The sequence below is a fragment of the Enterococcus sp. DIV0213h genome, from assembly GCF_051711285.1.
In the GTDB taxonomy this organism is placed as follows: Bacteria; Bacillota; Bacilli; order Lactobacillales; family Enterococcaceae; genus Enterococcus_D; species Enterococcus_D casseliflavus.
In genome coordinates this window covers 2,218,373-2,240,480 of the sequence record NZ_JBIOMH010000001.1, presented here as the reverse complement: position 1 = coordinate 2,240,480, position 22,108 = coordinate 2,218,373, and the positions used below count along the sequence as shown (strand labels likewise).

The following is a 22,108-nucleotide window of genomic DNA, read 5'->3' as shown; positions in this document are numbered from 1 at the left end:
AGCAGATTTTTTTATTTTCAGTTATGATGAAAGAAAACGGTATTCTTAGAAGGGGAAGGTGGCAAATTGAAGACGATTTTAGTTACGGGTGCCAACGCTGGCATGGGCTTTGCAACAGCCAAACAATTGGCAGAATTGGGGATGCATGTGATTTTGTATTGCCGTTCTGCCGAACGAGGACAGGCAGCACAGCAACGTTTGAAGGAAGAGACAGGCAATCCAAGCATCGATCTAGTGATCGGTGATTTGGGGTCGTTGGCTAGCGTACGCAAGTCAGCCGCTGAAATCAATGCCCGCTTTGAGAAATTGGATGTACTGATCAATAATGCGGGCATCGTCAATTTAAAAAAAGAGCGAACAGCCGATGGATTTGAACAAATGCTGGGCGTAAACTACGTGGGGCATTTTGAACTGACCCGTCAGTTATTGCCGCTAATAAAACGTGCGGATGCTGGTAGGATCGTTAATGTTGCTTCTGGTGCTTACAAATTTGTAAAGAAAAAGGATCAGCGCTTTTTCGATGTGGCGAATTTTTTGCCTTGGCGGGAATATGGCCGCTCAAAAAAAGCCCTGATTTTATTTACAGATGCGCTTGCGTTTCAACTGCGCAATACGACCGTTACTGCCAATGCCTTGCATCCGGGAGCTGTGGCGACCAGCTTAGGGGTCAGCCGACAAACAGGATTTGGTCAATCTGTCTACAAAATGCTCACGCCTTTTTTCAAAACACCAGAGGAAGGGTCTGATACAGCGATATATTTGGCACTAAGCCCCGAGGTGGCTGGCATTAGCGGGCGCTACTTTGTCGATCGGCAGGCAGTGCCGACGGAGATCCTTGATGAGCGGCAGCAAGCGCAAAAACTTTGGGAAGAAACCCAGCGAAGAATTGCCGACCAAGCACAATGATTGGTTTTTGTTCTTTGTCAATCAAATGAGATGGAAGTGTAAAATCGATTCTGGGACAGAATGAGCATCATTTTGTCTCAGATTTTTTAATTTGATAAAATAAGCTGCTTTTTTGCTGTTTCTTTCGCAGGAATAAGTATGATACACTATTAAGCGAGAAAGCGCATGCGGCGCTGGAATTCTTGGAGGAACATAATGAGTTATATCGAAGTTGTGAAAGAAGTGAAGAAATACACAATGGGCGACACGGTCATTGCTGCTAATGATGGTGTTTCGTTTTCCGTAGAAAAAGGAGAGATCGCACTGATCCTTGGTCCTAGTGGCGCTGGTAAGTCCACCGTTTTGAACATATTAGGCGGAATGGATCAATGTGATAGTGGCAAAGTGATCGTTGATGGAACAGATATTGCTGGCTTTGATGCCAAACAATTGACGACCTATCGCCGCAAAGATGTCGGTTTTGTCTTTCAGTTTTATAATTTGGTCCCTAATTTGACAGCCAGAGAAAACGTTGAACTCTCAGCACAAATCGTGCCAGAGGCACTTGATGCTGCTGAGATCTTGACTCAAGTTGGGCTTGGTGATCGCTTGGATCACTTTCCAGCGCAATTGTCTGGTGGCGAGCAGCAGCGAGTCACGATCGCTCGTGCTATTGCGAAGAAGCCCAAATTGCTGCTTTGTGATGAACCAACTGGGGCACTTGACTATGAAACGGGGAAACAGATTCTAGCAATTCTAGAAAAAACGGCTCGCGAGACTGGGACGACCGTTTTGATCATTACACATAACAGCGCATTGGCTCCCATGGCTGATCGCGTGATCCATATCAATGATGCAAAGGTCCGCAAGATGGAAAAAAATACTCATCCGATTCCAATTGCCTCTATTTCTTGGTAAATGCCTATGAAAAAAACATTATTACGTTCCAGTTTACGTGAAATCAGGCAAGCACCCGGGCGGTTTTTGTCCATATTAGGCATTATCTTTTTAGGGGTCGCTTTTTTTGTGGGGATCAGTGCAACTGGTCCGAATATGGAACAAGCAGCTGAAGATTATTTTGCTCGCCAGAAATTAGCTGACTTTACGATTGCGTCAACTTTAGGGTTGTCGACTGCCGATCGGGAAATCATTGAAGAAATGCCTGGTGTCACGTCTGTTGAAGCAGAGCAGATCGCCGATATCAATGCCGAAAATCACCGTGCCGTGATCCGTGTCTTTTCCCTTTCGAAGGAGCGGCAAGTCAATCAATATCAGGTGACTTCTGGTCGATTGCCGCAAAAGTCAGGGGAAATTGCTTTGGATCAAGCGGCACAAAGCAGCGGTGGGTTTGCACTAGATGAAACTTTTGAACTGCCAGAAAGCGGTGAAAACCAGCTAGAAACGCACACTTACACGATCGTTGGCTTTGTCAATAGTCCCGAATTTATTGAGAATTTTCATCGAGGCAATAGTACCGTTGGGAATGGGACGGTCGATTACTTTGCAGTAATTCCAGAAGAAGATTTTAAAGAAACTGCGTATGCTAGATTGTTAGTTCGTTTTGATGAGCTATCGCAAGTGGCTAGCTATTCAGAAGCATATCAGACAAAAAGGGATCAAGTAAGTGATGAAGTAGAAGAACGGTTGGCTCCGCGGGCACAAGGACGGCGGCAAGAGTTGATCGATGAAGCGCAACCAGCCATTGATGAGGCCAAAGAACAGATCCGTGATGGCGAAGAAGCATTGCAGCAAGCGCAAGCGGAACTTGACGACGCAACAGAGAAATTGGCGCAGGCGCATCAGGAGTTGACGGAACAAGAAGCAGCTTTTCAGACAGAGATTCAAACTGCCCAAGAGCAATTGAATGGAGAAGCGCAAAAATTAGCTGAGGGGAAACAGGCATTGATCGAAAATCAACGCCTGCTAGATCAAAATGAACAAGCATTGATTCAGCAAGAAGCCCAAGTACAGTCAGCCCAAGCTCAGTTGGCACCCGTTTTGGCACAAAGACCTGAACTACAAAAGGGCATCCAGCAGGTAGAGGAGCAACTGGGGCTGGCATACCAAGGCATGGATCAAATCAGAAGTGTGGGTCAACTTTCTGCAGAGGAGCAAATGGCCCAGCTGCCTACCGTCTATGCACAAGTAACCGCCGCTCTGGCACAGTTGAACCTGCCGACAGATGTCCTTGGTCCGATTCCTGATCTGGAGGAAATCGATGAAACGATGATTGCTACTATGCTGACGGCAGCTGAAGATACATTGCGTCCACTCATTGCCGAAGGTGAGCAACAACGTGCGCAATTACTTGGGCAAATGGCTGCGATCAATGACCAAGAAGCGCAACTTCAGCAGGCACAACAGCAAGTCAATGCTGGCTGGAGCCAAATCAGAGCTGGGCGCCAAGAATTGGCACAAGCGCAGACCCAGATCACCCAAGGAGAGACGCAGCTGAGCGACGCTCGTGAGACCTTAGCTTCTGAAAAAGCCAAGGGTCAGTCTTTATTAGCTGCTGGTTGGCAAGAATATCGAGAAAACGAAGCAACCCTTCAAGAAAAGCTTGACGAATTTAAAGAAAAAGCACCAAAAGAACGCGAAAAACTTGAAGATGCCAAAAAAGAAGTTGCTGAAAAAGAGCAGGAATTATTGGAGCTAAAACCGGCAGTTTATCGTGTCGCGAACCGCGATGCGAATCCTGGTTATTCAGAGTACCAAGACAATGCGGAACGGGTTTCTTCGTTAGCGACGATTTTCCCAGTTATCTTCTTTTTGATTGCAGCGTTAGTCAGTCTAACCACCATGACGCGGATGATCGATGAAAAACGTAGTGAGATCGGTACATTGAAAGCATTAGGCTATCGTAACTGGGAGATTGGACAGAAATTTTTGCTTTATTCCTCTGCAGCAGGCATCACAGGTGCTGTATTGGGTCTAGCGGTCGGCTTTTCCTTTTTTCCAGCAATCATCATTCAAGCTTATGGACCGCTTTACAATCTCACGGAGTATGACACCCCATGGTATTTGCGGCTTTCATTGATTGCTGTGGGAGTCAGCTTGCTTTGCACCATCGGTATCGCGTTGTTGGTTTTACGTTTTGATTTAAGACAGTCATCGGCTTCATTGTTACGACCAAAGGCACCCAAAACAGGAAAACGAATTCTCTTAGAAAGAATCACCGTTATATGGCGGCACTTAAGTTTTATTCAAAAAGTTACAATGCGAAACCTGTTTCGCTACAAGTCCAGAATGCTCATGACCATCTTAGGGATCGCGGGATGTACCTCCATGATCTTGACTGGATTTGGTCTAAGAGATTCTATCAGCAATATCATTCCTTTACAGTTTGAGAAAATCTGGCAGTATCAGGCGGTGATCACCTTTGATGATGAGGATTCGGAAGCAATGAGTGAAACAAAAGCCGCCGCAGAAGATATTGAAGGCTTTGAAGCAGGGTTATTCTTGCATACGGAAAGTCTGACGTTGGCTCAATCGGGGGTCACGCAGCAAGAAGTAACCGTCACCGTGCCAGAAGATCCTGCGGCTTTATCGAGATTTGTCCACTTGAATGATCGGGTTTCAGGAGAAGCTTACGAGCTAGAAGGAGAGGGCGCCATCATCAATGAAAAGCTTGCTAAGTTGTTTGGATTATCGGTGGGTGATACGATAACGTTGACGAATGAAAGCGGCGAAGCATTTGAACTGAATGTGGCTGCAATCGCAGAAAACTACACAGGGCATTTTGCTTATTTGACCCCAGATGCGTATCAAAAGATCTTTCAGGCCGCCCCTTCTTACAACAGTGAGTTATTGAAATTCAGTCAGCGTTTGACGAAATCGGAGGAAGAAGCGATCGCGGCTGATTTGATGGCACAAGACAATGTCATCAATGTTTCCTTCCTCTCAGCTTCAGCGGATGCCTTAGATGACACGACAGCAACCTTGAACATCGTCATCTGGATCTTGATCTCGTCTGCGGGGGCATTAGCCTTTATCGTGTTGTACAACTTGAACAACATCAATATAGCGGAACGCATTCGCGAGTTGTCGACCATCAAAGTATTGGGCTTTTATGATCGAGAAGTGACCATGTACGTCTTTCGTGAAAATATCTTTCTGACGATCTTCGGCATTGCATTTGGTTTATTATTAGGGGTGCTTCAGCATCAATTTGTCTTACAGACCATCGAAGTCGATATCGCCATGTTTTCACCGACAGTCGAACCAATGAGCTATGTGTATGCCGCTGGATTGACCTGCTTATTTTCAAGCGTGGTAGGGATCGCAATGTATTTCAAACTGAAACATGTCAATATGATCGATGCACTGAAAGCCAATGAGTAACAAAAACAGCCTTTTCTCAGAATGATTCTGGAAAAAGGCTGTTTTTATTTTTCTTGTTTTTCTTGTTCGGAAATCTCGCCTTGGACTTCTTCTAGCATGGCTTTTAGTTCAAGCTCTTTTTGCCTCAGCACCACCAGATCTTCTTGGATCTCATCCTTTTTCTCTTCCTCAGGTGGTCGAATGACGAAATTGATCGATAGGGCAACTAACGTGCCGATAAAGGTGTCCAATACACGGTCTAAGGCGAAGATGATCGATTCCCCTTGAGGGACACTGGAAGTGATCAAAAGCATCGTCGCAATAGCAGAGATAATGCCAGAATTGTTATTGATGCCATCTGAAAAAACGATGACAAAAATGACTAGCGCTGGCAAGACAAACAATTCGATCAGAAAGTCATTTTGAAAATATTGCTTCGTCAAAAAGTAAAAAATGGCTGTACCACCACCGATCGTATTTCCTAATACCCGTGACTTACCAAAAGAGATCGTTGTGGTCAGGTCTTGTCGCAAAGAAAACACAGCCGACAAGGCAGCAATCAATGGTTGGCCACGATCAAGAAAATGAAAGAGCAGAATACAAAGCATGACAGCGATGGCTGTTTTTATCGTTCGCATACCTAAGCGAAAACGCCCCAGTTTCATGGTCAAATGCCCCCTTTACTTAATCATACCCAAAGCAGTTGAGAAATTCTAGTCTTATTCCTCACAATTTAGTATACTTTTCACAGGAGGTGACAAAAATGAAAATCGGAATGAGGACCGTGAAAACGGCGATTGCTGCTGGTTTATCAATGTTTCTGGCACAACAGATCGGTCTTTTGTATGCGCCAGCCGCAGGGATCATCGCCATTTTAAGCGTCGGTAATACAAAGAAAACGTCACTTTTTACGGGAATCGGGCGTTTGATCTCTTTGGCGATCGCAACGCTCTTAGCTTTTGTCAGCTTCCATTTATTAGGCTTTGGGCCGATAGGATTTGTTCTTTTTCTCTTTCTCTTTATCCCAACCGCTGTCTATTTCAATTTGACCGATGGGATCGTCGTCAATTCTGTCTTGGTGACCCATTATATGATGGAACGTTCGTTTGCTTGGCCACTGATTGGGAATGCTTTTTTATTGATGAGTATTGGCATTGGCTTTGCACTTTTGTTCAATTTATATATGCCAGATGGCGAACGAGCATTGAAAGAAAGACAGCAATTAGTGGAAGAATCGTTTAAAAGTCTTTTAAAAGACATGTCGATTGCCTTAACTGAAAAAGAAAAGGCGACGCTTCCCCAGGTCTGCCAAACGCTTTTGGGGGATATCAAGCAAGGCAAACAACAAGCAATGGTGCATAGTGAAAATCAATGGCGAGGAGAAGCCTCCTATTATGAAGAGTACTTTACCATGCGCCAAAGTCAGGCACGCTTACTCTTAGAAATGGTTGACTTATTGCAGTTGTTTTGGGTAGAAGAAGCCTATACTAATGCGTTTCAAGAGTTGCTATCCTTTACTGCCGAGTCCTTTCACGAAAATAACGATGGGAAAGAGATCTTGGCAAAAATTGCTGCGCTTTATGAAGATTATCGACAAAAGCCATTGCCCCAAACAAGAGCAGAGTTTGAAAATCGCGCTCAGCTGTTTCAGTTTCTGCAAACCTTTAAAAGTTTTATTGAAATCAAAGCCGACTTTTCTGATCAAATGCAAACAATGGCACGCTAAAAAAGACTCCCAAAAAGGCAGCTGTAATATACCAATATAGGAAGCAGAACTTGAGCGCTTCATTGGCGGTAATATCCCGACAAGAGCATAGCAATGCGAAGAATCTACCTGCTCTTTTCGGTGCTTCTACAACCATCTTGCTAACAACATGGTTGAGAAGAGCAGGCATCAATTCGCCCCGTTCAGAATACTGCTTATACTTAGAGATAAATTCCTTCACCTGTATAGTCTGTTATTCCTGTTGATCTATTTCTTTTTCCAGCCTTGTAATCAGTTTTAGACATTCTTTTTGTTGAGTATCATACCCATTCGATAGCTGTAGGAAAAGTTTCTCAGTCAGCGAGCTAGTCACATGGTTTTCATACACCCATTGGAAAAGTAGCTACAATTTTTCGTTCAGCTTTATCGTGTGGTCACCCCAAAAGTTTGACTTTTATGGATTGAAGAAATTTGGAGTTGTCAATAAAAACTGGACACTTAGTTAAGAGAGTAAGTGGAATTTTTTTCAAAGACATTAGGAAATTGATAGCTCGGAGCAGAGTGGTTGAATTTTGTGTTTAGTAAGTTTCAAACTATTTAGATATCTCCATTTGAGCCTGATCAAATCCTCTAAATTGAGCGTCATTGATCAGCTCTCTTTTTTTCTTATAGACATCAAAAAAAACAGATACATAAAGCGTTTCTTCCTTCAGAGGGATTTAGGTAATGTCCCCTAGCCAAATTTTATTTTTTACTGTTGACTTGATGTTGTTGGATAGCCACTTCCATTGCATGTTCTTCTTCCAATTCCATGTAATTAGATAGGATAACTCCCGAAGATCGGTTCCTCTTACAGATAAACATATTGATGGCGGGAGTTTCGTATGGTATAATTTTTTTAGTGACCACGTGGTCACTGAAATTTCGAAAACAAATGACCATGTGGTCACTGAACGGAGGACCTTATGCCTAAAAAGTTGTTTCATGAACTGCATGAAGATAAAAAGAAAAGAATCATTTCTGTTAGTATTTCAGAATTTGCAAAATACGGGTATGCAGATAGTTCCACCAACCGTATTGTAAAGGCCTCTGAAATTAGTAAAGGAAGTTTGTTTAAATACTTTGAAAACAAAGAAGATTTGTATTTTTATTTGCTTGATTTTGTCACAGGTGAGCTGAACGCAAACCTATATCAAAAATTAGGCACCCTTTCAACTAACTTGTTTGAGCGTATAATTCAATACTCGGAATTGGAATTTTTATGGTATATCCAAAACTCAGAAAAATATAAGCTTATTATCAAAGCATTTAGCAAAAATGATACAGAAATTTATCGAAAGGTTGAAGCAAGATTTAATTATGCTGGTCAGAATGTTTATTATAGCGTATTAGAAAACGTTGATACGAAATCGTTGAATTGGGATAAAAGAAAAGTTCTTGATTTGCTTAAATGGTTTTTACAAGGTTTTAATGCCGACTTTATCGAAAGAATAGAAGTGCAAAACGGAAATAAATCCGAAATTAACCAAATTAGGAATGAGTATGTAACCCACCTTACCGACTATATAGATATACTTAAAAAGGGGATTATAGACTAGAAGGAGTTGAAGATCTTGTTTTATGGTGCCAAAGGAAGTTCAGTAACTATCAATGGATCAAAAATGGATTATGTAGAATTTGGACTGGGGAAATCTCCATTGATAATTTTGCCTGGGTTATCAGATGGATTAAAAACTGTAGAGGGGCAAGCAATCAAATTGGCGTATTACTTTAGGGCTTTTTTGAACGATTTTAAGGTGTATGTGTTTAGTAGAAAAACAAATATTGAAAATGGGTACACCACCAGGGAGATGGCAAAAGACCTTAAAGCAGCACTTGACCAACTTGGAATAAAAAGTGCTTGCCTAATGGGTATATCACAGGGTGGTATGATAGCCCAGCACTTTGCTATCGACTATCCTATGATGGTAAAAAAGCTTATTCTTGCTGTTACCACTTCCCGTGCAAACGAAACTCTTCATCAAGCTGTCAATGAATGGTTGAATTACGCGGAAAATAATGATTATAAATCACTGATGATTGATACAATGGAGAAAACATACTCATCCCAAAAACTGAAAACATATCGGCTGATGTATCCACTTCTATGTAGAGTTGGAAAGCCGAAAAGCTTTGAGAGGTTCATACTTCAGGCAAAAGCTGTATTGGCACACGATACTTTCAGTAAACTTGAAAACATAATTTGTCCTACCTTCATAATTGGCGGTGATAGCGATAAAATAGTTGGATCAAATTCTTCAGCGGAGATGGCTGATAAAATCCCAAACGGTCGTTTGCTTCTCTATAAAGGGCTGGGACACGCGAGCTATGAAGAAGGCAAAGATTTCAATAAACATGTTAAAGATTTTCTTTTAAGTTAGTTCGAAGCCTCACATATGCAGATTAGTAAAAGCAGGAATTGTCTTTATGCTAAATTCAAACAATAGCCGCGAACGCACTGTAAAATAGCTATATATATGCAATTCGAACGCTACATTTTACCGCGTTAGCTGCCTACAGTGAACGGTTCCGACTTTGGAAAAGAAATACCTTTTTCCCAACTGCCTAGATCAGATGACGTAGGCACAAAGGTCCACATCAGCATACACCTGCTAAAAATCTTTACTGTCTTTGATTTCAAAATTGGCGTGCAAAATAAAGAACTAGCTGACACGCAAAGCCAGCTAACTGAACACCATCGGAATAGTTAACCTTCTCAAATCTTACTTAAAATGGACAGGAAAATTGCCGAAGTCACTTTAAGATCGTACACACGGTAATCTTCCACAGTTACGGTGTAAAGTAATGGGCAGTTACGATTTAAAGAATTGGTGCTATTATCAGCTTTTTTACAGCCTATAGGTAGTGTTAAATCTTCTTCTGACCGTATTTTCTTCTGCGTGAATTTTCGCCAAAACTGTGGTGGTTTGGAACAGAAAAAAGGTAGCAACGGAATTTCGCTTCCGTTGCTACCTTTTCTTTTGACAATCCTATTGGTGAATGATTAGGTATTATGTGTTTTGATTCCTGTTATATCTGGCATCAGCGTAAAGGAGTCTTTTTCATTTTACTGCTGTTCCCAAAAAGCTTGCATTTGATCAAGAACGTCAATGACATCGGTGGTCAAATGGATCGATCCTTCGATCTCGCCATCGATGGCTTTGATCATATTGGCAATTTCATAATTAAGGGCTTGACTGCTGTCGCCAGCTTCAATCACTTCATTTGTTCCATCTCGGAAATGGATCACGGCTTTGTCCGCACGAGGGTATTCGTCTACGGTAATGTATCCTTCTTCGAAAGCGACGATACCGGTTTTAGGCATTTTCGCTTGAAAAGTCAGCGTGACACTAGCCATTTCATCGGCTGGATTTTGTAGGATCGTGACTGATTGTTCATCCACACCTGTAGAGAAGGGCTTCATGCTGCTAAACGTCACTTCTGGTGTATCCGTCATGAAAAAGCGGGCAAATGAAACAGCATACGTACCGATATCCAATAAAGCACCGCCGCCTAAATCTGGATTGAAGAAACGATTGCTTGGGTCTGGATCTTTGTAGCTGCCAAATGGTGCTTGGATCATTTTTAATTTTCCTAAGCGTCCGGCATCGATCTCTTCTTTCAACCGAGCATAAACCGGCATATTGAAAATCGTCATTGCTTCTTCTAAGATTAGATTTTTTTCTTTGGCTAAGGCTAGTTCTTCCGCTAGCTCATCGGCACTGGTGGTGATGGCTTTTTCGCAGAGGACATGTTTTCCTGCCATCAGAGCTTTCATAATAAATTCATGATGAAGATCATTAGGTACTGCAATATAAACAATATCGATTTGCGGATCTTCTAACATGGCATCTGTGCTTTCATAGGCATGGGGAATAGAGTGTTTCTCAGCAAATGCTTGGACTTTAGGGAAACTCCGGGCACTGACCCCAGATAGTTCACTTGCTTCATTAGAAAAGCCAGCAGCAAATTGCGTTGCGATATCTCCGAGGCCAATCATTCCCCAACGGTATTTTTTCATCATTGATCATCTCCTTCGTATTTAGTATAACAAAAGAAATCAATTCTTTAAAATAATCAAAAACAATCGCAAAAAGTTTCCATTACGGCTGACTTTCAGTAAAATATAGAAGAGGAGGGATAACATATGCATAATGTATCAATTGCAATTATTTTAAATACCATCATCGAGCAATACGCATCAGAAAAACAGTTTTATGAAACACAATTAGGCATCACCGAGGAGCAATGGGAGGCATGGAAAAATGGCACAATGAGTCTGTCACCTGCTGAAAATCAGAAAGTGAAGCTGCTGTTTTCAGATTATGAATGGATGTTGATCCAAAAAATCATTCGGCAAACCGTCATTTATCCAGAAAAACGCAATCAAGCGGTCGTCGAGTTCAAAAAAATGAAGACTCAAATCGCCAGAACGTGGTTAGCAAGCGATTTAGCGAAAGTCGAATTGTTAACAGAATCTGAAGAAACAGCCCAATACCTTGATTTGAGAGTCAGTATTACGTATGATGAGTGGGGTTATGATGATATACTAAACTTCCGATTGCCCGCTTTTGTTCAGCAGCAAATTCGCAATGAAAAAATCGAACTGTTGGAGTGGGTCAAAGAAAATCTGGAAGAAACTTACAACTAAAGGTAGGATATTTTTTGAAAAAGTATTATGGAATGGCTGCGGCGGCGGGCTTCTTGTTTCTGGTTCTTTTAACCATTCAAGTGAACCGAGTGACCGCAGTCACCCCAACAAAGAGTGCAAGTATCGCTCGTTCAACAGATCAAGCATCAACGGGTGAAACAACAGAAACAAATGAAAAAGAGCCAAATGGGAACACGCAAGAGTCACAAGAACAAGCAAGTGCTAGTGCTGAAGTGAACGAAGAGGATTTTCCAACTGTCTCATTGGATGATTGGTCATTGGTTTTGGTAGGCCCAAACAATAAAATCAAAAGCGAAATTGCCCAAAAAGATTTAGGGAAATTGTCGAATGGCTATCTCGTCGATCAACGCATCGTTTCAGCTTATGAAAAGCTGGCAGATGCCGCAAAAGCTGCAGGACATCCTTTGGTGATGGTCTCTGCCTACCGTTCAGTCGCGTATCAAGAGGAGATATTCAATGCCAATGTCAACACCCTGATGAGTCAAGGTCATACAAAAGAAGAAGCAATTCGGATCACGAAACTGACCTTTACTGAGCCTGGCTATAGCGAACACCATACTGGGCTTGCTGTTGATGTTGTGGATCAGGATTGGTATCAAAATCATACAGGAGAACTGCTCAATGAGGGGTTCGGTGATACTGAGGGTGGAAAATGGCTACAAGCTCATGCAAGGGAGTATGGGTTTATCATCCGTTACCCGAAAGGAAAACATGCTATTACGCAAATCGATTATGAGCCTTGGCATCTACGATATGTAGGGGTCGAAGTGGCAACCTACATTGAGGAGCAGGAGTTGACCTTTGAAGAGTTTCTGGAAGAAGCAAAAGAACACATCGCTCGAAAAGAAGCAGAACTGTCCTCTCACGAATGGGAAGATCCTTTGGCAGAGGACTGGATCTATGAGGGGTCTCTTGCTAAAAGTCAGGAAAGCAGTGAGCTTACACAAGATGAGTTGTTGCTGAATGGAGGCAATTTGTTTTCTGAAAATGTGTTTAGTCAGACAAAGGAAGTGAAAAAATGAGCGCAAGACGAAAAAAACAGAAGACTCGTTTCCCATTAGTCTTTCTAGGGTTATTCTTGATTGGGATTGCTTTTATTTTTTCCTTAAATAGTTTGGCAGACCCCCTTCCAAAAGAGGAAGAAACAAACACGGAAGCCATCTCCCATGAAGAATTTATTGATCGCATCGCTCCTTACGCACAAGAACTGCAAAAGGGCTACGGGATTTTACCAAGTATCATTATTGGACAGGCAATCCTTGAATCAGATTGGGGTCAAAGTTCTCTAGCCAGTGAATACAATAATTTATTTGGAATTAAGTCGTTTGGCCATTCAAAAAAGGTGACATTAGATACCCAAGAGTTTTATAATGGAGAATGGGTCACGATTCAAGGAGATTTTCGTGTCTATGATACTTGGGAAGAATCAATGGATGATCATACGATGTTGTTTGTAAATGGTGTGGATTGGAATCCTGCACTTTATGTAAATGTCTTGACAGCAAACGACTACCGCAGTGCCGCACAAGCATTACAAGATGCAGGGTATGCAACGGATCCGGATTATGCCAGCAAAATCATTCAAGTAATTGAAACCTACCAATTGAATCGATTTGATCAATAAGAAAAGAGAGTTGGCTGCTTATGGAAGAAAAATATATGCCAAAAATCACCACCGATTTGCGTAAAGATATCGTGAAAGTGCCTAAAGTTATTCGAGAGGCTAGCGGTATTCAAATATTTGGAAAACAAATCCGCTCCATTATTTTCACAACGGATATTGCGATCATCCGTAATACAAATGCGGATGCTGTGATTGCGGTCTATCCCTTTACACCACACCCAGCAATTACGAAAGCAATCATCGAAGCAGCGGACATTCCAGTGTTTTCTGGTGTCGGCGGGGGCTTGACCCAAGGATTTCGCTCGTCTTATATGAGCATGTTTGCTGAAGCCCAAGGGTCGATCGGGGTCGTCTTAAACGGACCAACGCCACTGAAAACTGTGGAGCAGGTCTGTAAAGTTGTAGATATTCCCGTTATCAGTACCGTAACGAGTAAGTATACCGAAATTGATGCCAAGCTTGAAGCTGGTGTGAAAGTCATCAATATCAGTGCGGGCAAGGACACAGCAGATACCGTGGCTTTCTTCCGTAAAAAATATCCGAAGCTGCCGATCATCGCAACCGGTGGACCAACCGATGAAAGCATCTTAGAAACGATTGAAGCAGGCGCTAATGCCATCACCTACACGCCGCCGTCCAATGGGGAGCTTTTCAGTAAAAAGATGGAACACTATCGCGATATGGAGAAGCCAGAGTAGGAAATGATCCACAAATGAGAATATTTTTATTTATAAAGGGCATTCCATGCTTGTGTTTTTAATCAAAGACAGGCATAATCGAATCTATCATTTAAAAATTACTTGTATATCGTCGAAATATGGTCGACAGTCTCTACCCGATACCGTAAATATCGGACTATAAGTAAAAATCGTGCCTGTTAGACACTTTTTTTGCTTTGGCAAAAAGAGTGTCTTTTTTTTCAGGATGGAATAGAAAGGAACGAGGAGAGCTAGGATGGAAAAATTAGTTGAGCGTATCAAAACACACGGAAATGTGCTGGGCGAAGGGGTTCTTAAAGTGGACCAATTTTTGACCCACCAAGTGGATTATGAGTTGATGAAAGAAATCGGTGCAGTCTTCGCGGAACGGTTTCAAGGAAGCGGCATCACAAAAGTAGTGACCATCGAAGCTTCAGGGATCGCACCAGCCCTTTATACTGCAGAACAGTTACAAGTACCAATGATCTTTGCCCGTAAAGCAAAGAGTTTGACAATGGATGAAGAGCTGCTGACTGCATCTGTCTATTCCTTTACCAAGCAAGTGACCAGCCAAGTATCGATTTCCAAGAAATTTTTGTCTTCAGAGGATACGGTCTTGATTATTGATGATTTTTTAGCAAACGGACAAGCAGCAAAAGGCTTGATCGAACTGTGTCAACAAGCAGGAGCCAACGTCGTCGGTATCGGTATCGTGATTGAAAAATCATTCCAAAGTGGTCGACAATTACTTGAAGAAATGGGGATTCCTGTTGTTTCACTAGCACGGATCGCCTCATTGTCTGAGGGACAAGTCAGCTTTTTAGAAGGAGATGCCTAATGAAAGAAACGAATAGCCGTTCAGCAGTTTTAGGCTTGCAACATTTGCTAGCGATGTATGCAGGAGCTGTTGCCGTTCCTTTGTTGATTGGAACAGGTCTGGGCTTCAATGAAGCTCAGATGACGTATTTGATCTCGATCGATATTTTCATGTGCGGAATCGCTACGCTTTTGCAACTAGTTGTTACCCGCTTTTTCGGGATCGGCCTACCAGTCGTTTTAGGCTGTGCCATCCAAGCTGTCTCCCCATTGATTTTGATTGGCACCAAATCAGGGATCAGTGCGATTTACGGAGCGATCATTGCCGCTGGGATTTTCATTGTTCTGATCGCTGGCATTTTTTCGAAAATCAAAGTCTTGTTTCCCCCATTGGTGACGGGAACCGTGATTACCGTCATCGGCTTGACCTTGATTCCAGTCGCCATCACTAAAATCGGTGGCGGCGATGCTGCAGCTGCTAACTTTGGTGATCCAACGAATTTATTGTTAGGCTTTGTGACGATTGCCTTGATCATTGGGGTGCAGGTCTTTGGGAAAGGCTTTATTCGCTCGATTGCCGTTTTGATCGGTTTGATCGGTGGGACCATTTTAGCAGCGCTCTTAGGATTGGTGGATCTTTCTGCCATCGCCCATGCGCCTGTGTTTCATTTGCCTCAGCCTTTTTATTTCGGCTTACCAACCTTTGATCTGTGGTCGATCGTTTTGATGATCATTATTTCCATCGTGAGTCTGGTAGAGTCCACTGGTGTTTATTTTGCGCTGGGAGATATTACTGAAAAACCGATTACAGGCAATGACTTAAAGCGCGGCTATCGTGCGGAAGGCTTGGCGGTGATCCTTGGGGGGATCTTCAATACATTTCCTTATACTGGATTTTCACAAAATGTAGGTTTAGTTCAACTTTCAGGTATTAAGACGCGACGCCCGATTTTCTTTTCAGCTATCTTTTTGATCGTATTAGGGCTGTTTCCAAAAGTCGGTGCCATTGCGCAAATCATTCCAGAAGCAGTACTGGGAGGCGGCATGTTAGTGATGTTTGGCATGGTCGCTGTTCAAGGGATGCGAATGCTAAGCAAAGTTGATTTTATGAATGACAAGAACTTGTTAGTGATTGCGGTATCGATCGGTTTTGGTTTAGGGTTCAATATGATGCCAACCTTATTCAGTCAGATGCCTGAAACCGTCCAAATGTTTACAGGCAATGGAATCGTCATGAGTAGTTTGACAGCCATTGTTTTGAATCTGTTCTTCAACGGATTGCCGAAAGAAACAGACGAAGTGACGGAATTGAGCTTGCAACAGTAAGTTGATTTGATCCAGACGAGGATTCGTCTGGATTTTTTGTATTGTTCCTTTATTTGTCTTTTTCCTGCCAAACAGAAAGACTGAATGGTTTTCTTAGCCATAAAAACGAACGATACAAAGTTAAACTAGCAAATAGTTCGAAAATATTTTGACATTGCTCCGGCAACTCGTTACTATTTAAAGGGGAAAGTGATTGTTAGTCATAACGTGCTATGCAAGGGGCGTTGGGTCGCAGTGACAAACTGCTGCTAACAAACTAATTTCGTGAGAAAATACTTCTGAGCTTGTTTCAGAAGAAACTAGTAAAAAATCGTTGGAGGGAAAATCAAATGAAACCAGCAGTTGCAGTGATTATGGGGAGCAAGTCAGATTGGGAAACAATGAAGGAGTGCTGCTTGATTTTAGATGAGTTAGCGATACCTTATCAGAAAAAAGTCGTTTCGGCACATCGTACACCAGATTTGATGTTCGAATTTGCCGAAACTGCTCGTGCAGAAGGAATCAAAGTCATTGTCGCAGGAGCAGGGGGAGCAGCTCATTTGCCAGGAATGGTCGCAGCGAAAACAACGTTGCCCGTCATTGGTGTGCCTGTACAATCTCGCGCATTAAACGGGTTGGATTCCCTACTATCGATCGTGCAGATGCCAGCTGGTGTACCAGTGGCAACAACAGCGATCGGAAAAGCTGGCGCAACTAACGCAGGACTACTTGCAGCGCAGATGCTTTCCATGTATGATTTAGAGATAGCGGAGAAATTAAACGCGCGAAGAAATACATTAAAAGAAATTGTATTGGAAAGTAGTGATCAACTTGATTAAACCTTTAATGCCCAACGCAACGATCGGAATCGTTGGCGGAGGACAGCTAGGTCGTATGATGGCAATGAGTGCCAAAGAAATGGGCTTTCGGGTTGGCGTCTTAGACCCTACTGCCAATTGTCCAACAGCCCAAGTCGCTGATTGGCATATTGTTGCTGCCTACGATGATGTGTTTGCTTTAGAAGAAATGGCACGACGTGCCGACGTGATCACCTATGAATTCGAAAATGTCAGTGTCGAGGCATTGAATTCCATTTTGCCTTATTCCCATATCCCTCAAGGGACTGACCTGTTAGCAATCACTCAAGACCGTTTATTAGAAAAGTCATTTCTAGAGGCTAACAATATCGTGATTGCACCTTATGCCACGATCATCAGTCCAACGGATATCCAAGATGCCATCGACAGTATCGGTTATCCCTGTGTGTTAAAAACGACTAGAGGCGGTTATGACGGAAAAGGGCAGCACGTGTTATACAGTACCGCGGACTTAGCGCCTTCGATGAACTTACTGCGTGAAGGGACGTGCGAATTAGAAGCGTGGATTCCTTTTGAAAAAGAATTGTCGATTTTAGTTGCTGGTAATGGAGAAACCTTTACCACTTTCCCAGTGGTAGAAAACATCCACCGCAACAATATTTTGCATCAAACGATCGCTCCTGCGCGCATTGATCCAGAAGTTGCCGAAGAAGCCAAACGGATCGCTCATATTATTGCGAAGGCCTTGGATCTGCAAGGCGTTTTAGCCATCGAAATGTTCTTGACTAAAAGTGGCGGCTTGTATGTCAATGAGTTGGCACCGCGACCGCATAATTCTGGTCACTATTCGATCGAAGCTTGTTCCATGAGTCAGTTTGATGCCCATATCCGGGGGATCTGTGGCTGGCCATTACCAGAAGTGTCATTGCTTTCACCAGCAGTCATGGTCAATGTCTTAGGCGATGAATTGACAGAAACGTATGAGTTGATTGCCACAAAACCTGCTTGGCAATTCCATTACTATGGCAAAGAAGAAGCGAAAACCGGGCGTAAAATGGGTCATATCACTGTTTTGACAGAAGATATCGCAGAGACCACTGAAGAAATCTATCAAACCAATATTTGGGATTAAAGGAGATAATAACATGTTAGAGCGTTACACAAGACCAGAAATGGGTGCTATTTGGACCGATCAAAACCGTTACCAAGCGTGGTTAGAAGTAGAAATATTGGCGGATGAAGCTTGGGCGGAACTAGGGGAGATACCGAAAGAGGATGTTGCTTTGATTCGTGAAAAAGCAACCTTCGATATCGACCGTATCTTAGAGATCGAAGCGCAAACGCGACATGATGTGGTTGCTTTTACCCGAGCAGTCTCTGAATCTTTAGGTGATGAAAGTAAATGGGTCCACTACGGCTTGACGTCGACGGATGTTGTTGATACTGCGTATGGCTACTTGATGAAACAAGCCAACGACTTGATTCGGGAAGATTTAAATCGTTTTGTGATGATCATTGGTGAAAAAGCCAAAGAATACAAACATACCGTAATGATGGGACGTACCCATGGTGTACATGCGGAACCAACGACCTTTGGCTTGAAATTAGCCTTATGGTATGCGGAAATGAAACGCAATGTCGAGCGTTTTGAGCGGGCAGCAAAAGGGGTCGAAGCAGGAAAGATCAGCGGAGCAGTTGGAACCTTTGCAAATATTCCACCGTTTGTCGAAGAGTATGTCTGTGAAAAATTAGGGATTCGTGCGCAAGATATTTCCACACAAGTACTACCTCGTGACTTGCATGCAGAGTATTTCTCTGCAATGGCGTTGATCGCAACTAGCATTGAGAAATTTGCAACCGAAATCCGGGGCTTACAAAAATCAGAAACCCGAGAAGTTGAAGAATTCTTCGCAAAAGGTCAAAAAGGTTCTTCTGCCATGCCCCATAAGCGTAACCCAATCGGTTCTGAAAATATGGCGGGACTTGCACGAGTCGTTCGCGGCCATATGGTGACAGCTTATGAAAATGTCTCACTGTGGCATGAAAGGGATATCTCACATTCATCGGCAGAACGGATCATTATTCCGGATACGACGATTTTGATCGATTATATGCTGAATCGCTTTGGCAATATCGTCAAAAATCTGACTGTTTTCCCAGAGAATATGAAGCGCAATATGAATGCGACCTTTGGATTGATCTACAGCCAACGAGTGATGTTGAAATTGATCGATCACGGTATGACAAGAGAGCAAGCCTATGACTTGGTTCAGCCAAAAACAGCGCAAGCTTGGGATGAGCAAACGGATTTCCGTCCACTATTAGAAGCTGATCCAGCCATTACGGATGTGTTGTCCAAAGCAGACTTAGACGATGCGTTTGATTACAACCATCACTTAAAACAAGTCGACACGATCTTTGAACGTGTCGGTTTAGCCGAATAAGAAAAAAGCCGCAACCTTCAGATCCTTGTCTGAAGGTTGCGGCTTTTTTTTTAATAATGTTCAGCTAAGTAGGTCAATAGTTCAGGTGCTAAACCAGTTGCTGATTGGTTTTCCTGGCGATCTTCTAGCATGGAGACCATCAGAAATCCTTGGTCTTGCGAATCAAAGGCAAATAAGAAGCTGTTTTCCTGGCCTTTTTCATCTTGCTTTTCTTTGATTTCAGCTGTTCCTGTCTTAGCAGCTAATGGAATGTTTAATGCTGCCAAGGAATGTGCAGTTCCGTTTGGATCGGAAACAACGGCGGTCAAATCTTGATTGATTTGATCGATCGTTTCTGCTTTAAAGACTTCTTTGTCTTTTTGCTCTGCCTCTTTCACTAAACGGGGATAGACCAGCTTCCCTTGATTGGCAAAGACGGAGTAAATAGCCGCTTGCTGGATTGGATTCATTAACAATTCTCCTTGGCCATAGCCGGTATCTGCCAGTAAAATGTCCGAATTGAAGGAGTCTTCATTTGAAATTTGAGCAGGATTCATCGCGATCGGTAAATCCAATGTTTCACCAAAAATCAACTTCGACAAGCCGTCACGAAAGGCATCTTCGCCCATAGATAGGGTTTGTTGCGCCATATAAATATTATCAGAGTATACCAGTGCATCCTTGAGATTCACAGAAGCTACATCAGTAACTCTCGTCACAAAGTAGTCGCCCCACGAGCTATCTTTTTGCCATTTCAATCCATCGATCGCGATACTCTGCGTAGGATCGATCGTGCCATTTTCCAAGCCAATCGCACCAGTGATGGCCTTAAAGGTCGAACCAGGTGCATAGGCCGTAGCAAAGCGGCTGATGAAAGGCAGGTCTTCATTTTGTTCATACGCATCATAATCTTCTTGTGAGATCCCTTGGGTCATTTTATTGGGATCATAACTTGGCGAGCTGGCAAGTACCAACAGATCGCCAGTTTTGGGTTCGGTAACGACCGTTGCTCCTGCTTGGTTTTGTAAGGAGTCAAACGCCGTCTTTTGGGCTTGGGCATCAATGGTCAAGTGGATATCCTTGCCATCTGCGCGTTCTTTTTCTAACAGGACGACTTTTTCAGCACCATCTTCATCTGTGATGGCGATTTTTCCGCCGTTTTCTCCTCGCAACTCTTTATCGAAGGCAGCTTCCAGACCACTACGACCAATTTGTCCGTTGCTTGCTAGTGTTTCATCTTTTTCGATATCTTCCGCTGTTACATTTCCTAAGTAACCAATCAGTTGGGCGGCAGCTTCCCCAAGTGGGTAAGTGCGTCCAGTCGTTTCTTTTAAACTTGTTCCAGTTGGCATCTCATCCGTTGGTTCGATGATCTTCAAGGGGACGAACAACTCATCTTGAACCCAAGATTGCCCCAACGCTTGATTGATGGCTTCTTCTGTCAGGTCGAAACGTTCCGCGATCGCTTTGATATTGGCGTTTTTTTCGTCTCCCGTGCCCAGTTGCCCCGGAACGACGCCTAACTGATAAAGCGTGCCATTTTCTGCTAGTGGTTCGTTGTTTCGGTCGAGAATCTCACCGCGAGTGGCATTATCTACGGAAATACTGACTTTGTCTTGTCCCTCCATTCCTGGAAAGATCAACTGAGGGGACCAATCGATCTTGGCTTCGTTATCAGCTACAGTGATCGTGCCGCTATAAGAAAGCTCGGTTAATTCACCTAACGAGGTGGTCAAGGAACCGTTGTATTGGAAATTGAATTGATCGGAATCCTTGTCATTAGGAGTTACCTCAATCCCAGAGGCTTTAAATGATTCAGCACCGATACCAGTGAAGATCGCTTCGTATTTTGCAGAGACTTCGTCTGCGGTAAAGCCGGTTGATGTTAAACTGTCTTCAGACACGAAGGCAGGCAAGTCACTGTACTTCTGATCGGCCAAAGCGTCGATAAAGGAAGTGAGGGCTTTTTTAGCAGCGGCTTCTTCTTGCCGATCCTGATAGACGGTATAACCATAATAGCCGCCGCCTAGTACCAATAAGGCGGCAGGAAGTGCCAACCAGACGAAGCGCTTGGGCTTTTTCGCTGGCTTTTCGTTGCGAGAGCGCCGATTTTCTGACATATTATTGTTCCTCCTTCAAAGCCGTCATACGGGCATGATAAAGCGGCAACAGCGTTTGATAAACTGCTAAAATATCCGCCATCTCAACGTCTTCGATCATTTCTTTCGGAAAAATCTTTCCAATTTGAAGCTCGCTTTTTTTGACTTTCTTCAATCGTTCCAGATAGGTTGGCCACATGGCGATAGGGTGGTGGTCGTATTTTGTGTGATCAGGAGAAAGTGTAAAGTCAGCTGGTAATTGATCGAATAATTCTTTTTGGGCCAACCAGGATTCAGCGATCGTTGCCTGATTTTTCGGTTGATCGATCACGCTGAGCCAAACAAAGACATACGCTTGATTGATCCCAATTTGAAAGTGGGCATCCATTTTATAGCCTCGTTTGTTCGGACCGATCCCTGCCCAGGTTTCGGCAGGAGGGTAGACGGTTCTGCGTCGGTGCTGAGCAATATGCAAATAAAAAGGCTCTTGGCAGCTTTCTTCAATTAATGGGATCGCTGCCTCACCGATCGTTTGAAAAATCGGCTGAATCTCGGCACGGATTTTTTCCATTCGTTCGTCTAACGTTTCTAAAGAAAAAGCATCAAATGATTGTTTCGTAAATAGCATAATCGTATCCTTTCTGTTGTCTGAAAATAGTATAACAAAAAAAGCCCGATAAATTACGGGCTTTTGTTTATTTTAC

19 protein-coding genes and 1 riboswitch are annotated in these 22,108 nt (G+C 43.1%); of the genes, 15 read left to right on the top strand and 4 right to left on the bottom strand.

All coding sequences use genetic code 11. From position 1 onward, the window contains the following. Positions 1 to 66: 66 nt before the first annotated feature. The 3 genes from IGI77_RS10355 (at position 67) to IGI77_RS10345 (ending at position 5,226) form a co-directional block, all read left to right on the top strand. A complete protein-coding gene (locus IGI77_RS10355) occupies positions 67 to 906 on the top strand; it encodes an SDR family oxidoreductase (protein WP_115232458.1) in 840 nt (279 codons plus the stop codon). Between the two features lie 195 nt (positions 907 to 1,101). Continuing rightward, positions 1,102 to 1,803: an ABC transporter ATP-binding protein gene (locus IGI77_RS10350; RefSeq protein ID WP_015509898.1), complete on the top strand. Its 702-nt coding sequence runs from the start codon at positions 1,102 to 1,104 to the stop codon at positions 1,801 to 1,803. Further along, on the top strand, positions 1,804 to 5,226 hold the full coding sequence (locus IGI77_RS10345) for an FtsX-like permease family protein (RefSeq protein ID WP_438769977.1): 3,423 nt from the start codon (positions 1,804 to 1,806) through the stop codon (positions 5,224 to 5,226). Positions 5,227 to 5,270: 44 nt separating this feature from the next. On the opposite strand, the gene IGI77_RS10340 is transcribed toward IGI77_RS10345, so the two are convergent. After that, complete coding sequence (locus IGI77_RS10340; RefSeq protein ID WP_005231932.1) at positions 5,271 to 5,870, bottom strand: FUSC family protein; 600 nt, start codon at positions 5,868 to 5,870, stop codon at positions 5,271 to 5,273. Positions 5,871 to 5,968: 98 nt separating this feature from the next. Between IGI77_RS10340 and IGI77_RS10335 the strand changes: the two genes are divergently transcribed. The 3 genes from IGI77_RS10335 to IGI77_RS10325 all read left to right on the top strand — a co-directional run bounded on the left by IGI77_RS10335 (position 5,969) and on the right by IGI77_RS10325 (position 9,330). Then, positions 5,969 to 6,931 carry an aromatic acid exporter family protein gene (locus IGI77_RS10335; RefSeq protein WP_118215146.1) on the top strand — a complete coding sequence of 321 codons (963 nt, stop codon included), beginning with the start codon at positions 5,969 to 5,971 and terminating at the stop codon, positions 6,929 to 6,931. 944 nt (positions 6,932 to 7,875) lie between these two features. Beyond that, on the top strand, positions 7,876 to 8,508 hold the full coding sequence (locus IGI77_RS10330) for a TetR/AcrR family transcriptional regulator (protein WP_438769976.1): 633 nt from the start codon (positions 7,876 to 7,878) through the stop codon (positions 8,506 to 8,508). A 15-nt stretch (positions 8,509 to 8,523) separates the two neighbouring features. Next, positions 8,524 to 9,330, top strand: a complete 807-nt coding sequence (locus IGI77_RS10325) for an alpha/beta fold hydrolase (RefSeq protein ID WP_225001090.1) — start codon at positions 8,524 to 8,526, stop codon at positions 9,328 to 9,330. A gap of 686 nt (positions 9,331 to 10,016) precedes the next feature. Here the strand turns inward: IGI77_RS10325 and IGI77_RS10320 are convergent. Beyond that, positions 10,017 to 10,973, bottom strand: coding sequence for a Gfo/Idh/MocA family protein (locus tag IGI77_RS10320; RefSeq protein ID WP_438769974.1), 957 nt, complete (start codon positions 10,971 to 10,973; stop codon positions 10,017 to 10,019). Positions 10,974 to 11,096: 123 nt separating this feature from the next. Here IGI77_RS10320 and IGI77_RS10315 point away from each other — a divergent pair, with 123 nt between their 5' ends. The 9 genes from IGI77_RS10315 to purB all read left to right on the top strand — a co-directional run bounded on the left by IGI77_RS10315 (position 11,097) and on the right by purB (position 19,326). Beyond that, positions 11,097 to 11,600, top strand: a complete 504-nt coding sequence (locus IGI77_RS10315) for a hypothetical protein (RefSeq protein WP_005229993.1) — start codon at positions 11,097 to 11,099, stop codon at positions 11,598 to 11,600. 32 nt (positions 11,601 to 11,632) lie between these two features. Next, entirely contained in the window at positions 11,633 to 12,643 is a 1,011-nt protein-coding gene (locus IGI77_RS10310) for a M15 family metallopeptidase (protein WP_438770531.1), read from the top strand. Beyond that, the gene (locus IGI77_RS10305; RefSeq protein WP_005229997.1) at positions 12,640 to 13,245 is read left to right on the top strand and encodes a glycoside hydrolase family 73 protein; all 606 of its coding nucleotides are present in this window, start codon (positions 12,640 to 12,642) and stop codon (positions 13,243 to 13,245) included. The genes IGI77_RS10310 and IGI77_RS10305 overlap by 4 nt, the downstream gene beginning before the upstream one ends. Positions 13,246 to 13,265: 20 nt before the next feature. After that, positions 13,266 to 13,943, top strand: a complete 678-nt coding sequence (locus tag IGI77_RS10300) for a hypothetical protein (RefSeq protein ID WP_010749577.1) — start codon at positions 13,266 to 13,268, stop codon at positions 13,941 to 13,943. 82 nt (positions 13,944 to 14,025) lie between these two features. Next, a riboswitch (purine riboswitch) is annotated at positions 14,026 to 14,123 on the top strand. A gap of 76 nt (positions 14,124 to 14,199) precedes the next feature. Then, a complete protein-coding gene (locus tag IGI77_RS10295; protein ID WP_010749578.1) occupies positions 14,200 to 14,781 on the top strand; it encodes a xanthine phosphoribosyltransferase in 582 nt (193 codons plus the stop codon). Next, the gene (locus IGI77_RS10290; protein ID WP_010749579.1) at positions 14,781 to 16,085 is read left to right on the top strand and encodes a nucleobase:cation symporter-2 family protein; all 1,305 of its coding nucleotides are present in this window, start codon (positions 14,781 to 14,783) and stop codon (positions 16,083 to 16,085) included. Before IGI77_RS10295 ends, IGI77_RS10290 begins: the two co-directional genes overlap by 1 nt. Positions 16,086 to 16,414: 329 nt before the next feature. Further along, a complete protein-coding gene (gene purE / locus IGI77_RS10285; protein ID WP_010749580.1) occupies positions 16,415 to 16,903 on the top strand; it encodes a 5-(carboxyamino)imidazole ribonucleotide mutase in 489 nt (162 codons plus the stop codon). Further along, entirely contained in the window at positions 16,887 to 18,014 is a 1,128-nt protein-coding gene (gene purK / locus IGI77_RS10280) for a 5-(carboxyamino)imidazole ribonucleotide synthase (RefSeq protein ID WP_015509893.1), read from the top strand. The genes purE and purK overlap by 17 nt, the downstream gene beginning before the upstream one ends. Positions 18,015 to 18,027: 13 nt before the next feature. Beyond that, positions 18,028 to 19,326 (top strand): adenylosuccinate lyase, encoded by a 1,299-nt coding sequence (purB, locus tag IGI77_RS10275; protein WP_438769973.1) that lies wholly within the window; start codon positions 18,028 to 18,030, stop codon positions 19,324 to 19,326. A 50-nt stretch (positions 19,327 to 19,376) separates the two neighbouring features. On the opposite strand, the gene pbp4 is transcribed toward purB, so the two are convergent. Together pbp4 and IGI77_RS10265 are read right to left on the bottom strand one after the other, a co-directional pair. Beyond that, positions 19,377 to 21,425 (bottom strand): penicillin-binding protein PBP4(5), encoded by a 2,049-nt coding sequence (gene pbp4, locus IGI77_RS10270; RefSeq protein WP_438769972.1) that lies wholly within the window; start codon positions 21,423 to 21,425, stop codon positions 19,377 to 19,379. A gap of 1 nt (position 21,426) precedes the next feature. After that, the gene (locus tag IGI77_RS10265; protein ID WP_016611021.1) at positions 21,427 to 22,032 is read right to left on the bottom strand and encodes a DUF1054 domain-containing protein; all 606 of its coding nucleotides are present in this window, start codon (positions 22,030 to 22,032) and stop codon (positions 21,427 to 21,429) included. Positions 22,033 to 22,108 lie beyond the last annotated feature (76 nt).

Bases quoted from the DNA above. Each gene is read 5' to 3' on its own strand.
- IGI77_RS10350 (WP_015509898.1), top strand. From the start codon at position 1,102: ATGAGTTATATCGAAGTTGTGAAAGAAGTGAAGAAATACACAATGGGC.
- IGI77_RS10345 (WP_438769977.1), top strand. From the start codon at position 1,804: ATGCCTATGAAAAAAACATTATTACGTTCCAGTTTACGTGAAATCAGG.
- IGI77_RS10340 (WP_005231932.1), bottom strand. From the start codon at position 5,870: ATGAAACTGGGGCGTTTTCGCTTAGGTATGCGAACGATAAAAACAGCC.
- IGI77_RS10335 (WP_118215146.1), top strand. From the start codon at position 5,969: ATGAAAATCGGAATGAGGACCGTGAAAACGGCGATTGCTGCTGGTTTA.
- IGI77_RS10330 (WP_438769976.1), top strand. From the start codon at position 7,876: ATGCCTAAAAAGTTGTTTCATGAACTGCATGAAGATAAAAAGAAAAGA.
- IGI77_RS10320 (WP_438769974.1), bottom strand. From the start codon at position 10,973: ATGATGAAAAAATACCGTTGGGGAATGATTGGCCTCGGAGATATCGCA.
- IGI77_RS10315 (WP_005229993.1), top strand. From the start codon at position 11,097: ATGCATAATGTATCAATTGCAATTATTTTAAATACCATCATCGAGCAA.
- IGI77_RS10310 (WP_438770531.1), top strand. From the start codon at position 11,633: ATGGCTGCGGCGGCGGGCTTCTTGTTTCTGGTTCTTTTAACCATTCAA.
- IGI77_RS10305 (WP_005229997.1), top strand. From the start codon at position 12,640: ATGAGCGCAAGACGAAAAAAACAGAAGACTCGTTTCCCATTAGTCTTT.
- IGI77_RS10300 (WP_010749577.1), top strand. From the start codon at position 13,266: ATGGAAGAAAAATATATGCCAAAAATCACCACCGATTTGCGTAAAGAT.
- IGI77_RS10295 (WP_010749578.1), top strand. From the start codon at position 14,200: ATGGAAAAATTAGTTGAGCGTATCAAAACACACGGAAATGTGCTGGGC.
- IGI77_RS10290 (WP_010749579.1), top strand. From the start codon at position 14,781: ATGAAAGAAACGAATAGCCGTTCAGCAGTTTTAGGCTTGCAACATTTG.
- purE (WP_010749580.1), top strand. From the start codon at position 16,415: ATGAAACCAGCAGTTGCAGTGATTATGGGGAGCAAGTCAGATTGGGAA.
- purB (WP_438769973.1), top strand. From the start codon at position 18,028: ATGTTAGAGCGTTACACAAGACCAGAAATGGGTGCTATTTGGACCGAT.
- pbp4 (WP_438769972.1), bottom strand. From the start codon at position 21,425: ATGTCAGAAAATCGGCGCTCTCGCAACGAAAAGCCAGCGAAAAAGCCC.
- IGI77_RS10265 (WP_016611021.1), bottom strand. From the start codon at position 22,032: ATGCTATTTACGAAACAATCATTTGATGCTTTTTCTTTAGAAACGTTA.